Source organism: Mesorhizobium sp. WSM4841, from assembly GCF_055811515.1.
Genome location: NZ_JBVVQC010000001.1, coordinates 413722 through 428084 on the forward strand (window position 1 = coordinate 413722; position 14363 = coordinate 428084).

At 62.9% G+C, this 14363-nt stretch carries 11 protein-coding genes and 1 pseudogene; 11 read left to right on the plus strand and 1 reads right to left on the minus strand.

All coding sequences use genetic code 11. The annotated features are described in order from the left end of the window. Window positions 1-4 precede the first annotated feature (4 nt). The 6 genes from AC0L14_RS01985 (at window position 5) to AC0L14_RS02010 (ending at window position 8153) form a co-directional block, all read left to right on the plus strand. Window positions 5-1333: an FMN-binding glutamate synthase family protein gene (locus AC0L14_RS01985; protein ID WP_473748503.1), complete on the plus strand. Its 1329-nt coding sequence runs from the start codon at window positions 5-7 to the stop codon at window positions 1331-1333. A gap of 37 nt (window positions 1334-1370) precedes the next feature. Then, the gene (gene glnT / locus AC0L14_RS01990; RefSeq protein WP_473748504.1) at window positions 1371-2678 is read left to right on the plus strand and encodes a type III glutamate--ammonia ligase; all 1308 of its coding nucleotides are present in this window, start codon (window positions 1371-1373) and stop codon (window positions 2676-2678) included. A 92-nt stretch (window positions 2679-2770) separates the two neighbouring features. Continuing rightward, window positions 2771-4024 carry a sarcosine oxidase subunit beta family protein gene (locus tag AC0L14_RS01995; RefSeq protein WP_473748506.1) on the plus strand — a complete coding sequence of 418 codons (1254 nt, stop codon included), beginning with the start codon at window positions 2771-2773 and terminating at the stop codon, window positions 4022-4024. A 14-nt stretch (window positions 4025-4038) separates the two neighbouring features. Then, on the plus strand, window positions 4039-4314 hold the full coding sequence (locus tag AC0L14_RS02000) for a sarcosine oxidase subunit delta (protein ID WP_473636386.1): 276 nt from the start codon (window positions 4039-4041) through the stop codon (window positions 4312-4314). A gap of 244 nt (window positions 4315-4558) precedes the next feature. Then, entirely contained in the window at window positions 4559-7537 is a 2979-nt protein-coding gene (locus AC0L14_RS02005) for a sarcosine oxidase subunit alpha (protein WP_473748525.1), read from the plus strand. Further along, window positions 7530-8153, plus strand: coding sequence for a sarcosine oxidase subunit gamma (locus tag AC0L14_RS02010; RefSeq protein WP_473748507.1), 624 nt, complete (start codon window positions 7530-7532; stop codon window positions 8151-8153). The genes AC0L14_RS02005 and AC0L14_RS02010 overlap by 8 nt, the downstream gene beginning before the upstream one ends. A gap of 129 nt (window positions 8154-8282) precedes the next feature. Here the strand turns inward: AC0L14_RS02010 and AC0L14_RS02015 are convergent, their stop codons facing one another. Beyond that, window positions 8283-8948 (minus strand): hypothetical protein, encoded by a 666-nt coding sequence (locus AC0L14_RS02015; protein ID WP_473748508.1) that lies wholly within the window; start codon window positions 8946-8948, stop codon window positions 8283-8285. Between the two features lie 262 nt (window positions 8949-9210). Here AC0L14_RS02015 and AC0L14_RS02020 point away from each other — a divergent pair, with 262 nt between their 5' ends. From AC0L14_RS02020 to AC0L14_RS02040, 5 genes and pseudogenes are all read left to right on the plus strand, one after another. Continuing rightward, window positions 9211-11580 (plus strand): DUF1989 domain-containing protein, encoded by a 2370-nt coding sequence (locus AC0L14_RS02020; protein ID WP_473748509.1) that lies wholly within the window; start codon window positions 9211-9213, stop codon window positions 11578-11580. A 43-nt stretch (window positions 11581-11623) separates the two neighbouring features. Further along, the gene (locus AC0L14_RS02025; RefSeq protein WP_473636389.1) at window positions 11624-11815 is read left to right on the plus strand and encodes a hypothetical protein; all 192 of its coding nucleotides are present in this window, start codon (window positions 11624-11626) and stop codon (window positions 11813-11815) included. A 138-nt stretch (window positions 11816-11953) separates the two neighbouring features. Then, the gene (locus AC0L14_RS02030) at window positions 11954-13663 is read left to right on the plus strand and encodes an APC family permease (protein WP_473748510.1); all 1710 of its coding nucleotides are present in this window, start codon (window positions 11954-11956) and stop codon (window positions 13661-13663) included. Window positions 13664-13854: 191 nt separating this feature from the next. Then, on the plus strand, window positions 13855-14061 hold the full coding sequence (locus AC0L14_RS02035; protein WP_473486021.1) for a GDCCVxC domain-containing (seleno)protein: 207 nt from the start codon (window positions 13855-13857) through the stop codon (window positions 14059-14061). 83 nt (window positions 14062-14144) lie between these two features. Then, window positions 14145-14282, plus strand: a pseudogene (locus AC0L14_RS02040) (antibiotic biosynthesis monooxygenase); the annotation flags it as partial. Window positions 14283-14363 lie beyond the last annotated feature (81 nt).

Consider the following 14363-nt stretch of genomic DNA (forward strand, 5'->3'; position numbering starts at 1 on the left):
CTCAATGACTTATCGCAACCCGCCGACGACGCCGCGCAAATCAGCGACCTTCGACGACTACACGCTCTCCGAGATCCGCCGCGCCGCGGCGACCGGCATCTATGATATTCGCGGCGCCGGCGCCAAGCGCAAGCTGCCGCATTTCGACGACCTGCTGGTGCTGGGCGCCTCGATCTCGCGCTATCCGCTGGAAGGCTATCGCGAGCGCTGCGACACCGGCGTGGTGCTGGGTTCGCGCCATGCGAAAAAGCCGATCGAGCTGAAAATCCCGATCACCATCGCCGGCATGAGTTTTGGCTCGCTGTCCGGTCCAGCCAAGGAAGCGCTCGGCCGCGGTGCGACGCTGTCCGGCACCTCGACGACCACCGGCGACGGCGGCATGACCGAGGAAGAGCGCGGCCATTCCAAGACGCTGGTCTATCAGTACCTGCCGTCGCGCTACGGCATGAACCCGCGCGACTTGCGCCGGGCAGATGCGATCGAGATCGTCGTCGGCCAGGGCGCCAAGCCCGGTGGCGGAGGCATGCTGCTTGGCCAGAAGATCTCCGACCGCGTCGCCGAAATGCGCACGCTGCCCAAGGGTATCGACCAGCGCTCAGCCTCGCGCCATCCCGACTGGACCGGGCCCGACGATCTCGAGATCAAGATCCTGGAACTGCGCGAAATCACCGACTGGGAAAAGCCGATCTACGTCAAGGTCGGCGGCGCGCGGCCCTATTACGATACAGCACTTGCGGTTAAATCAGGCGCAGATGTCGTCGTGATCGACGGCATGCAGGGCGGCACCGCCGCAACCCAGGAAGTGTTCATCGAGAATGTCGGCCAGCCGACGCTTGCCTGCATCAGGCCGGCGGTGCAGGCGCTGCAGGATCTCGGCATGCATCGCAAGGTGCAGCTGATCATCTCGGGCGGCATCCGCAACGGCGCCGATGTGGCTAAGGCGCTGGCGCTCGGCGTCGACGCGGTGTCGATCGGCACCGCCGCACTTGTCGCGCTCGGCGACAACGATCCGCGCTGGGAGGCGGAATACAACGAGCTCGGCACCACCGCCGGCGCCTATGACGACTGGCACGAGGGCCGCGATCCGGCCGGCATCACCACGCAGGACCCCGAACTAATGAAACGGGTCGATCCGATAGCGGCCGGCCGACGGCTGGCGAATTATCTCAAGGTGATGACGCTGGAGGCGCAGACGATTGCCCGCGCCTGCGGCAAGAACAGCCTGCATAATCTCGAGCCCGAGGATCTCGTCGCGCTGACGATCGAAGCCGCCGCCATGGCCGGCGTGCCGCTGGCCGGGACCAACTGGATACCGGGGAAGAACGGCTTCTGATACCAAACTACCAAATACCAATAAGCGAGGAACTATAATGGGGAACGATCTCGCCGCCTTCGCCAAAGGGAACGGCGTCAAATATTTCATGATTTCCTACACCGACCTGTTCGGTGGGCAGCGCGCCAAGCTGGTACCGGCGCAAGCCATCGCCGATATGCAGAAGGACGGTGCCGGCTTTGCCGGCTTTGCGACCTGGCTCGACCTGACGCCGGCGCATCCAGACATGCTGGCGGTGCCGGATGCGGATTCGGTCATCCAGCTGCCGTGGAAGCCGGAAGTCGCCTGGATTGCCGCCAATTGCATGATGGACGAAAAATCGGTCGAGCAGGCGCCGCGCAACACGCTGAGGCGGCTGATTGCCGAGGCGGCGGGCGACGGTATGCATGTCAAGACCGGCGTCGAGGCCGAGTTCTTCCTGATCTCGCCGGACGGCAAGACGATTTCCGACGAATACGATACAGCGTCAAAGCCCTGCTACGACCAGCAGGCGGTGATGCGGCGCTACGATGTCATCGCCGAGATCTGCGACCACATGCTGGCGCTCGGCTGGGGCCCCTACCAGAACGACCATGAGGACGCCAACGGCCAGTTCGAGATGAACTGGGCCTTCGACGATGCGCTGGCGACCGCCGACAAGCATTCCTTCTTCAAGTTCATGGTCAAATCCGTTGCAGAAAAGCACGGCCTGCGCGCCACCTTCATGCCAAAACCATTCCCCGGCCTGACCGGCAATGGCTGCCACGCCCACATCTCGGTGTGGGACAAGGACGGCAAGACCAACGTCTTTGCCGACAACGCCATGGAGCTTGGCCTGTCGGCGAAGGGCAAGAATTTTCTCGGCGGCATCATGAAGCATGCCTCAGCACTTGCCGCGATCACCAATCCGACCGTCAATTCCTACAAGCGCATCAATGCGCCGCGCACTATTTCGGGCGCCACCTGGGCGCCGAACTCGGTGACATGGACCGGCAACAACCGCACCCACATGGTGCGCGTGCCCGGCCCCGGACGCTTCGAGCTGCGCCTGCCCGACGGCGCGGCAAACCCTTATCTGCTGCAGGCCGTCATCATCGCCGCCGGCCTCGACGGCATCCGCTCGAAGGCCGATCCCGGCAGGCGCTACGACATCGACATGTACCAGTTCGGTCATACGGTGGAGGGCGCGCCGAAGCTGCCGCTCAACTTGCTCGACGCATTACGCGAGTTCGACAACGACAAATCGCTCAAGGCGGCGCTGGGTGAGGAATTCTCGTCGGCTTATCTAAAGCTGAAGCACCAGGAATGGAATTCCTATGCTTCCCACTTCACCCAGTGGGAGCGTGACCACACGCTGGATATCTAGAGCATCGGATCGAAAAGCGTGAAGCGGTTTTCGGATGATTCCGATGCGTCAAGAAAGGTCCTGCGTGGCGCGAGCGACCTCGGAATAGATTTATGAAATACTCGATCTTCTCGCTCGCCCGCGCCGCATTTTCCGGCCACAAGACCTGGCAGCGCACCTGGCGCGACGCCAGCCCGAAGGATCATTACGACGTGGTGATCATCGGCGGCGGCGGCCACGGCCTGGCGACGGCGTGGTTCCTCGCCAGCGAATACGGCATCAGGAATGTCGCCGTGCTCGAAAAGGGCTGGATCGGCTCCGGCAATGCCGGCCGCAACACCACCATCATCCGCTCCAATTACGGGCTACCCGGCAATACCGGCTTCTACGAGCTGTCGATGAAGCTGTGGGAGCGCATGGAGCAGGACCTCAACTACAACACGATGGTCAGCCAGCGCGGCGTCATCAACCTCTATCATTCCGACGCGCAGCGCGACGCCTATGCGCGGCGCGGCAACACGATGCGCATCAACGGCATCGATGCCGAACTCTTGGACCTTGCCGCGGTCAGGAAGATGATGCCGTTCCTGAACTTCGACAATGCGCGCTTTCCCGTGCAAGGCGGCCTGCTGCAGCGGCGCGGCGGCACGGCGCGCCATGACGCGGTGGTCTGGGGCTATGCGCATGCGGCGAGCGCGCTCGGCGTCGACATCATCCAGAATTGCGAGGTGACAGGTTTTTCGCGCGACGCCAACGGCAAGGTGACCGGGGTCGAGACGTCGCGCGGCAAGATCGGCGCCGGCAAGGTCGGCATGGCGGTTGCCGGCAGTTCGTCGCGCGTTGCGGCGATGGCCGGGCTGCGGCTGCCGATCGAGAGCCATGTGCTGCAGGCCTTCGTCTCCGAGGCGATCAAGCCGCTGATCCCCAACGTCATGACCTTCGGCGCCGGCCATTTCTATGTCAGCCAGTCCGACAAGGGCGGGCTGGTCTTCGGCGGCGACATTGACGGCTACAATTCCTATGCCCAGCGCGGCAACATGCCGGTCATGGAAGACGTCTGCGAGGGCGGCATGGCGCTGATGCCGATGATCGGCCGCGTGCGCCTGTTGCGCCAGTGGGGCGGCATCATGGACATGTCGATGGACGGTTCGCCGATCATCGACAAGACGCCGGTGGACGGGCTCTATCTCAATGCCGGCTGGTGCTATGGCGGCTTCAAGGCGACGCCCGGCTCCGGCCTTGTCTTTGCCCATCTTCTGGCCCGCGACGAACTGCACAAGGAGGCGGCGCGGTTCCGCCTTGACCGGTTCCGGCGGGGTGCTGTGATCGATGAAAAGGGCGTCGGCGCCCAACCGAACCTGCACTGAGGACGGTCCAAAGCATGCGTATTGTCTGTCCCTTCTGCGGCGAACGCGAACTCGGCGAGTTCACCTATCTCGGCGACGCCAAGCCGGCGCGTCCGGCAGCCGGCGCCTCGGAAGACGCGGTGTTCGACTATGTCTACCTGCGCGACAACATTGCCGGTGCGATGAGCGAACATTGGTACCATGCTGGCGGCTGCCGGGCCTGGCTGAAGATCACCCGCAACACGCTGACGCATGAGATTTCCTCGGTCGAGCCGGCGGCAGGCGTTGGTGCGAGGCGGTCCGCGAAATGAATTCTCCTGTCCAACTCAGCGCTGCCCCTCACCTGCCTGCCGGCATCCTCTCCCCGTATAGGGACGGGGAGAGGGACGCTGTCGTCGGCGATTTCGCCAATCGCCAGCGTTGCAGACGGAATGCCAAGGTCGCGGCCAGCCCCCTTCTCCCCGTCACTATACGGGGAGAAGTGCCCGGCAGGGCGATGAGGGGCGGCGGGGCGCTCCTGCATGATCTCGAAGCGACGGAAGGCCGGCAATCGTGATTTCCAGCCAGCCCTATCGTCTCGCATCAGGCGGTCTCATCGACCGCTCGGCGCCGCTGAACTTTCGCTTCGACGGCAAAACCTTTGCCGGCTTCCAGGGCGACACGCTTGCCTCGGCGCTGATCGCCAATGGCGTCAAGCTGGTCGGCCGATCGTTCAAATACCATCGGCCGCGCGGCATCCTGACATCAGGCTCGGAAGAGCCCAACGCACTGGTCGAACTGCGCACGGGGGCGCGGCGCGAGCCGAACACCAAGGCGACAACGGCAGAACTTTATGACGGTCTGGAAGCGGCCAGCCAGAACCGCTGGCCGTCGCTGCGCCACGATGTGATGGCGGTGAACCAGCTGTTCTCGCCGATCTTCGTCGCCGGCTTCTACTACAAGACCTTCATGTGGCCGGCGAAATTCTGGGAAGCGATCTACGAGCCGGCGATCCGCCGCGCCGCAGGGCTTGGACGCGCAGCTGGCGTCGCCGATCCCGACCATTACGACAAGGCCTGGGCGCATTGCGACGTGCTGATCGCCGGATCCGGCCCGGCCGGGCTGGCGGCAGCACTTGCCGCCGGCCGATCTGGTGCCCGCGTCATCCTGTGCGAGGAAGATTTTGCGCTTGGCGGCCGCCTGCTTGCCGATGGCGGCACGATCGACGGCATGCCGGCGGCCGAATGGATTTCCCGCACGCTGGCCGAGCTCGCCACGCTGCCCGACGTCCGCATCATGACCCGCACGACGCTGTTCGGCGTCTATGATGGCGGCAGCTATGGCGCGATCGAACGGGTCAACGATCATCTGCCCTCGCCGCCCGAACATCAGGTGCGCCAGCGGCTGTGGCGGATCGTGGCCAAACGCTCAATCGTCGCCGCGGGTGCCATCGAACGGCCGATCGTCTTTGCCGGCAACGACACCCCCGGCGTGATAATGGCTTCGGCAATGCGGACCTATGTCGCGCGCTATGCGGCGACCCCTGCGAAGCGGATCGCCCTGTTCATCAACAATGAGGATGGCTGGCGCACGGTCGAGACGGCGCTTGGCGCCGGATTGCAGATCGCGGCGGTCGTCGATGCGCGTCCGGACGTGTCCGCCACGCATCGCGCGCTCGCCGCCAAAGCCGGCTTTGCCGTTTTGAACGGCTCCGTCATGGGTGTCGAAGGCGGCAAGAACGGTGTCAGGAAAATCTCGATATCGCTGGCAGGCGGCGCATGCGCCGAAGTCGAAGCCGACGGGCTTGCCGTTTCCGGCGGCTGGAACCCGGCGGTCGGGCTGACCTCATGCCATCGCGGCCGGCCGAAATGGCAGGACGATATATCAGCCTTCGTGCCGGACGGCGCCCCTGCGGGCATGGTGGCCGCCGGTGCCGCCAACGGCGCTTTTGGGCTCGGCGCCTGCCTGCGCCAAGGATTTACCGCCGGCAGGGCGGCGGCGCAGAGTGCCGGACACAGCGGCAATGCCGGCGCTCCGCCAGTCGCCGACGACGAGGCTTTTTCGCGGACCCCGCTCTGGCATGTTGCCGGCAAAGGGAAAGCCTTTGTCGACTACCAGCATGATGTCACCGCTGCGGACATCGAACTGGCGCAGCGCGAAGGTTTTGAATCCGTCGAGCATCTGAAACGCTACACGACGCTCGGCATGGCCACCGACCAGGGCAAGACCTCCAACGTCGCCGGCCTCGCCATCACGGCGGCTGTGTCAGGCAAATCCATTCCCGAGACCGGCACGACGATCTACCGCCCGCCCTATGTGCCGGTCGCCATCGGCGCCTTCGCCGGCCATCATCGCGATGAAAACTTCCATGCGACGAGGCTGACGCCGTCGCATCACTGGGCAGCCGAACAGGGCGCGGTGTTCGTCGACACCGGCCTGTGGAAGCGCGCGCAATGGTATCCGCGCGCCGGCGAGAAGGACTGGCTGGAATCGGTCACCCGCGAGGTCAAGGCGGTGCGCGGCGGCGTCGGCTTCTGCGACGTCTCGACGCTCGGCAAGATCGACGTGCACGGCCCTGATGCCGGCGCCTTCCTCGATCGCGTCTACATCAATACCTTCTCCAGTCTTGCCGTCGGAAAGGCCCGCTACGGGCTGATGCTGCGCGAGGACGGCATGGTCTATGACGACGGCACCACGTCGCGGCTGGCCGAGGATCATTATTTCCTGACCACCACCACCGCCAAGGCCGGCCCGGTGATGCAGCACCTCGAATTCTGCCGGCAGGTGCTGTTTCCGGAACTCGACGTGCAGCTGACGTCGGTCTCCGACCAGTGGGCGCAATTCTCGATCGCCGGGCCGAGCGCGCGGGAGTTGCTGAAACAGGTCGTTGATGAATCCGAGGACCTCTCCAACGAGAGTTTTCCATTCATGGGCGCGCGGAAGGTATCCCTTCGCGGCGGCATCGGGGCGCGGCTGTTCCGCATTTCGTTCTCTGGCGAGATGGCGTTCGAGATTTCCGTTCCGGCCCGCTACGGCGACGCGCTGGTGCGCAATCTGATGCTAGCCGGCAAACAATTCGGCGCGACGCCCTACGGCACCGAGGCGCTCGGCGTCATGCGCATCGAAAAGGGCCATGTCGCCGGGCCGGAGCTGAGCGGCACGACGACGGCCGGCGATCTCGGCCTGGGCAAGATGATGTCGATCAAGAAGGACTTTGTCGGCCGCGTCATGGCCGGGCGTGAGGCGCTGGTCGGCCCGGACCGCCAGGTCGTGGTCGGCATCAAGCCGACGGACAAGACGCGTCGCCTGCGCTCCGGCGCGCATATCGTGCCGAAAGGGCAGACACCCGGCCCGGATAACGATCAGGGTTACGTCACCTCGGTCTGTTTTTCGCCGACGCTCGACCAATGGATCGGGCTCGGGCTTGTCGAACGCGGGCGCGAACGCCTCGGCGAGATCGTCCATGCGCATGACCCGGTGCGCGGCGAAGACTATGATGTCGAATTGTGCAGTCCAGTCTTCTATGATCCGGATGGAGGGCGCCAGCGTGGCTGAGTTTTCCTGGGTTCCCCGCAGTCCGCTCGAGCACGCGCTGGTGCCGGGCGCATATGGCGCGCGCGGCACTGGCGCCGGCGTTTCGTTGAACGAGATCCGAAATTTCGACCTGATCCAGGTAATGGCGAGGCGCGGTAAAGGAGCGGAACTGGCACGCACTGCCGAGATCCATTTCGGTACGGGGATTCCGAATACGCCCAAGGCGGTCGGCACGGCGGATGCGACGCTGATCTGGTCGGGACCGGACCAGTTCTTCGTCCTGTCCAAAGCCGGCAAGCATTCGGCCGAGGCGCTTGGCTCCGCTTTCGCCGGCTCGGCCTCGCTGTCCAACCAATCGCATGCGCGGGCGCTGATCAGCCTATCCGGGGAAAAGGCGCGCGCGATGCTTGCGAAGCTGTCGTCGATCGATTTGCATCCCGATGCCTTCGCGGTGGGCGCTGCCGCTGCGACGTCGATTGACCACACCAGCGTCACGCTCTGGCGTGGGCCTGATCAGAATGGACAGGCGGTGTTCAATGTGCTGGTGTTCGCGACCTTCGCCGAGAGCCTGTGGCAAACCATTCTCGATTCCGCGGCCGAGTATGGCGTGACGATCGGGCATTCTGAGGAATTGTAGCTGGATAATTTTCGGACTCTGCGCGATAGGCGCTTTGCCGTAGTCGATTGCATCTCGTAGACGGAGCGGCCCAACGCTACTTCCCCGGAGGTCAAGTCACCTTCTGACATTCGGTAATATCCTGTTAAATTACCAAGGACGACGAATGCAATGGTTCGGGCGGTGCGTAGTCGGGACTGCATCCATGGCTTTACTATATTCGGAAAAGCTCGGAATGAGCCCCAATTTGATGGCCTGAGCGACACATCTGTCACCAACGTTCGAGGCGTTTGCCTGAGAAAGGCAATTTTCCAACTTTGTTATTGAAGTTGGCAGGGGAGCCTTGATTGAGCTATAACTGATCCGGCCGGAGCGCATGGATACGACCGTTACATCGCCCTTGTTCCATCTAGCGGGATCAAAGATGTAGTAGAGATTGCGCTTGTCAGGATATTTTGACGCTGTCGCAGCGTAGATCGTCATGACAAGCACGTTGGCAAATGACCTAGCTCCCATATCAACTTTGATATCCGTATCCGAGGCAGGGATCTCGAGCCTTCCCCCAAGCTCAGAGGCAAGCTCTGAAAGCGCTTCGCCATCGCCTTCTCGCGCCATTGGCCAAAGCAGCGCCCACTGCTTTTGACATTGGTTATTGTAATAGGCGTCTGCGGCAACCTTCAGACGCTCCTCACGGGTCAAAGTGGACGTCAGGCTTGATTTACCTGTGAGATCGCATCCGCAGACGAGGGCAGAGACCAGAAGACCGCAACATACTTTCACTGTAAACCGGGTTGATACGCGCATGAAAAGCCTCATCCGTCATCTCCATCAACGGGCCGGGCATAAACTTCGGCACCCACCGGTTGTATCAGCACCTTGTCGTCGAGTGTATTGTATTGTCTGAACGCGAAAGCCTCATATGAGGCAGCGACATTCGGGGTCGGCAAAAACCTACCTGAACGACAGTGCCAATAACGACACCGCCACCTTCTTGCCAAATCCATCCCCGCTGCTATTCTCTCAGCGAAAATAATTTTACCCCTAGGCAAACTTGTTTCTCGCTCGGAGAAGGGTTGAGATGAGCCAGTCGCCCTACCCCGCCGTCGCCGCCGGACCGCCACGGCCGAGCCTGATCCTGCGGCCCGGCCAGATCGCGCTGCCGGCTGGCATGGAGCGCTATTCCGTTCAAGGCAATGGCGCGGTGCTCATCGAGGTCGAGCCCGGCGACACGATCAGCGTGCGCAATGTCGAGGGTGGGCAGCCTTGCGAGTTGCTGGCATGGGACAAGAGCGGCGAGACCAACCCCAGCATTTTCGGCGAGAAGTCGAACAGCAACGCCGCCGGCATCAAGGCGCTGCTGGCCGATGGCGACGACAGCCTCGCTTCCTTGCGCCGAGGGCTCGAGCGACGCCAGGTGCAGCTCGACCAGGCAAAGGCGGTTCGTGTCTTCGGCGGCGCCACCCCGGCCGGCACCGAACAGAGTTTTTCCGTCGCCCGCGACGGGTCGATGCTGATCGCCGCCCCGGGCGGGCCGATGCCGGTCGACGGCCATGACACGGCGACGCCGCTCAGCGTCATCGTCCGCCGCGCCACGATCCGTCCGGCGGCGAAGTCCAGGCTTGGCGATCCACTGGCCGACCCGGTGCTCGATTTGCGCGTCCATTCGGCGACAGCGGAAGCCTACTTCGTCAAAGCCGGCGACTATCTGCAGATCATCGATGTCGACGGGCGCCAATGCACCGACTTCCAGTGCTTTTCGGCGCGCAAGCTCGACAAGGGCAGCGATCATCCGCTCGACGTGACGACGACGCGCACGCTGATGGGCTCGAGCTATCCGATGCCTGGCCTGCACTCGAAATACTACGACCAGGACATGGAGCCGCTGGTCGAGGTGGTGCAGGACACTTGCGGCCGGCACGATGCATTCGCGCTCGCTTGCGCCGCCAAATATTACGACGACATCGGCTATCCCGGTCATCCCAACTGCTCGGAGAATTTCAACCGCGCGCTCGCCGACAAGGGCGTGACTCCTCGCGCGGGCTGGATGGCGATCAATTTCTTCTTCAACACGGCGATCGACGCGCATGGCGTCATGGTGTCGGACGAACCGTGGTCGCGGCCGGGCGACTATGTGCTGCTGCGTGCGCTTACCGACATCGTTTGCGTGTCGTCCGCCTGTCCCGACGACACGACGCCGGCCAATGGCTGGGACCTGACCGACATCCATGTGCGGACCTATTCCGGTAAGCATAAATTCTCGCGAGCGATCGCCAGACGCATGACGCCCGATTCGGAACCGAAAATGACCCGCGAGACATCATTTCATTCGAGCTTTGCCAAGCACACCCGCAACTTCGTCGAGTACAGGGGTTATTGGCTGGCCAATTCCTTCGCCAGGCAGGGCCCTATCGACGAATACTGGGCCTGCCGGCAGGCCGCCGTCATCATGGACCTGTCGCCGCTGCGCAAGTTCGAGGTCACCGGCCCGGATTCCGAAGCGCTGCTGCAATACACGCTGACCCGCGACGTGAAAAAACTCGGCGTCGGCCAGGTGATCTATTCCGCCATGTGTTACGAGCATGGCGGCATGATCGACGACGGCACGCTGCTCAGGCTCGGCAAGGACAATTTCCGCTGGGTCGGCGGCGACGATCTTTCCGGCGAATGGCTGCGCGACACGGCGACGAAACTCGGTCTCAACGTGCTGGTGCGATCCTCCACCGACCAGATGCACAATGTCGCCGTGCAAGGACCGAAGAGCCGCGACATCCTCAAGGAGATCATCTGGACCTCGCCGTTGCAGCCGTCGATCGAGGAACTCGAGTGGTTCCGTTTCGCCGTCGCCCGCATCGGCGGCGGCAACGGCATTCCCGTCGTCGTTTCGCGCACCGGCTATACCGGCGAGCTCGGCTACGAGATCTGGTGCCATCCGCGCGATGCCGAAAAGGTGTTCGACGCCATCTGGGAGGCCGGCCAGCCGCATGGCTTGAAGCCGATGGGGCTGCAGGCGCTCGACATGGTGCGCATCGAGGCCGGGCTGATCTTTGCCGGCTATGAATTTTCAGACCAGACCGACCCGTTCGAGGCCGGCATCGGCTTCACCGTGCCGCTGAAGAGCAAGACCGACGATTTCATCGGCCGCGAGGCGCTGATCCGACGCAAGGAAAACCCGCAGAAGAAACTGGTCGGCCTCGATATCGACGCCAATGTCGTGGTCGGCCATGGCGATTGCATCCATGTCGGCCGCGCCGAGATCGGCGAGGTCACTTCGAGCATGCGCTCGCCCGTGCTGAACAAGAATATCGCGCTGGCCAGGCTCGACGTCAGCCACGCCGCCATCGGCACCGAGGTCGAGATCGGCAAGCTCGACGGCCACAGCAAGCGGCTGCCGGCGCGGGTCGTGGCGTTCGCCCACTACGATCCGCAAAAGACCAGACCGCGGTCCTGACGACGGTTGGTTCTTACCTTCTCCCCTTGTGGGAGAAGGTGGATTGGCGCGCAGCGCCAAGACGGTTGAGGCGCCTTCATTGCTGGAACACCCCGACCGAGCTTCGCTCGGCCACCTTCTCCCACAACGAGGGGAAAAGGAAAGGCCGCACCGTTGGCAGCGCGCCGCGAAAGCTAGCATGTTCCACATCTGCGATGTGCACAGCTTCACAAAAAAGCTTGACGTGAAAGCGTGACGCGCCGATGTTCACTGTCAAGAAAAAAATACTACTGAGCGGAAAACGCCTGAGGTCGTTCAACGCGTGCGTCGGTGACGCCTCGCGCGGTTGCGACTGTCGCCGATGGGGAACATCAGAAATGGGGAATTCACGTAAATGAGCACGATAGTCTCTGCCTTAGTGCCGGCTGCCGAAGGGAAGCTGCACCGCAACATCGATTGGCGCGGCGCCTTCTGGGTGGCAAGCGGCGTTCCCGCCCTTGTCCTGTTTTCGATCGGCGGCATTGCCGGCACGACCGGCAAGCTGGCCTTCCTGATCTGGACCGTGTCCATGATCATGGGCTTCCTGCAATCCTTCACCTATGCGGAAATCGCCGGCCTGTTTCCGAACAAGTCCGGCGGCGCCTCGATCTATGGCGCCACCGCCTGGCTGCGTTATTCCAAGTTCATCGCGCCGCTTTCGGTGTGGTGCAATTGGTTCGCCTGGTCGCCGGTGCTGTCGCTCGGCTGCTCGATCGCCGCCGCCTACATCCTCAACGCGCTGGCGCCGGTGCCGCTGTTTACCGACACCTCACCGGAAGTCGCCGCCTATATCGCCGCTAATACGGGGACCAGTGCCGCCGACGCCATCACGGCGGTGAGCGCGGCCGCCACACCGGCGATCCGCAACTGGACGCTCTACGGGCACACGCTGGGCCCGGTCTCCTTCACCTTCAACGCCACCTTCTTCATCGGTGCGGTGCTGATGCTGATCATCTTCTCCATCCAGCATCGCGGCATCCTTGGCACCGCCAATGTGCAGAAATATATCGGCCTGTTCGTCATCATTCCGATGCTGATCGTCGGCGTCGTGCCGATCCTCACCGGCCAGATCGACTGGGCGAATTTCTCGCCGCTGGTGCCGCTCGCGGCCGCCTATGCGCCCGAGCCCGGGGCGTGGAACATCGCCGGCTGGACGCTAGTTCTCGGCGGTATGTTCATCGCCGCCTGGTCGACCTACGGTTTCGAGACCGCCGTCTGTTACACCTCCGAGTTCAAGAATCCCGGCACCGACACCTTCAAGGCGATCTTCTATTCCGGCCTGCTGTGCATGCTGCTGTTCATCCTGGTGCCGTTCACCTTCCAGGGCGTGCTCGGCTTGAACGGCATGCTGGCGACCCCGATCGTCGACGGCTCCGGCGTTGCCGACGCACTGGCCGGCATGGTCGGCGGCGGCCAGCTGATCCATAGCCTTCTGGTGATGCTGATGATCCTGGCCCTGGTGCTGTGCATCATGACGGCGATGGCGGGCTCCTCGCGCACCCTCTACCAGGGCTCCGTCGATGGCTGGCTGCCGCGCTATCTCAGCCACGTCAACGAGCATGGCGCCCCGACCCGGGCGATGTGGACCGACCTGATCTTCAACCTGGCCGTGCTGGCCATCGCCTCGGCCGACGCAACCAGCTTCTTCTTCATCCTCGCCGTGTCGAATTGCGGCTACATCATCTTCAACTTCCTCAACCTCAATGCCGGCTGGATCCATCGCATCGACAACGGCCATATCGCGCGGCCGTGGCGCGCGCCGAGCTGGCTGCTCGGCCTCGGCGCCATCTTTTCCTACGTCAACATGATCTTCATGGGCGCCGGCGCCAAGGTCTGGAACCCGATGGCGCTGTGGGCAGGGCTGATCACGGCTGCCCTCATCATCCCGGTGTTCTGCTTCCGGCATTACATCCAGGACAAGGGCAAATTCCCCGACCACATGCTGGCGGATCTCGGCATGACTTCGTCCGATCTCGCCGTCAGAAAGGCGGGCGTCCTGCCCTACCTGACGTTGATCGCCGGCGTCGCTGTGATGCTGCTCGCCAACTGGCTGTTCGTCATCTGATATTGGCCTGAAAGGATCGAGTGCGGACCGCCGCGCTCGATCCGATTTGCTTCCAGAGGCTCGTCGCAAGCTCGCTCACTGGAAGCTCGCGATCGCGAGGTCGGGTAGTGTCTCAGTTTGAAATTTGACGCCGCGCTTGTCGCGATCCGGGCCGAACTCCTATATGCTTAGCGGAAAGCATTGGAGCGGCAATGAAGCTTGAGAGCACCATCACTTGCCCGGACTGTGGGCACCAGTCTGTGGAAACGATGCCGACCGACGCCTGCGTTCACTTCTACGAATGCAAAAACTGCAGGGTACTCCTGAAGCCCTTAGCCGGCGATTGCTGCGTTTTCTGCTCATATGCCGATCTGCCATGCCCGCCGCTTCAGGAGAGTAGCCATGCCAACCGGATCTAAAGGCCAGAAGCGCCCCGCCGACGTGATCGGCAACGCCGTCCGCGTCATGCGCATTGCGACCGGTACAAGAAGCGGAATAGCGAATGATTGTCAGGATAGCAGAACTGGAGATCGATCCCGACCAGATCGAGGCTTACGGCGCACTCCTATCAGAAGAGATTGAAGCCTCGGTGCGGCTAGAACCTGGGGTCATCTTCCTGTACGCGCTGTCGGTCAAGGGAAGCCGCGATAGTCGTCCGTGAAGAAAGCGATTTTCGCGTCAACCTTGAAAGTGATCTGCGTTGGAGCGCTTTGTCCCAACT

What these genes read in the sequence shown, in the direction of transcription:
- AC0L14_RS01985 (WP_473748503.1), top strand. Translation starts at nt 5, where the DNA reads ATGACTTATCGCAACCCGCCGACGACGCCGCGCAAATCAGCGACCTTC.
- glnT (WP_473748504.1), top strand. Translation starts at nt 1,371, where the DNA reads ATGGGGAACGATCTCGCCGCCTTCGCCAAAGGGAACGGCGTCAAATAT.
- AC0L14_RS01995 (WP_473748506.1), top strand. Translation starts at nt 2,771, where the DNA reads ATGAAATACTCGATCTTCTCGCTCGCCCGCGCCGCATTTTCCGGCCAC.
- AC0L14_RS02000 (WP_473636386.1), top strand. Translation starts at nt 4,039, where the DNA reads ATGCGTATTGTCTGTCCCTTCTGCGGCGAACGCGAACTCGGCGAGTTC.
- AC0L14_RS02015 (WP_473748508.1), bottom strand. Translation starts at nt 8,948, where the DNA reads ATGAGGCTTTTCATGCGCGTATCAACCCGGTTTACAGTGAAAGTATGT.
- AC0L14_RS02020 (WP_473748509.1), top strand. Translation starts at nt 9,211, where the DNA reads ATGAGCCAGTCGCCCTACCCCGCCGTCGCCGCCGGACCGCCACGGCCG.
- AC0L14_RS02030 (WP_473748510.1), top strand. Translation starts at nt 11,954, where the DNA reads ATGAGCACGATAGTCTCTGCCTTAGTGCCGGCTGCCGAAGGGAAGCTG.
- AC0L14_RS02035 (WP_473486021.1), top strand. Translation starts at nt 13,855, where the DNA reads ATGAAGCTTGAGAGCACCATCACTTGCCCGGACTGTGGGCACCAGTCT.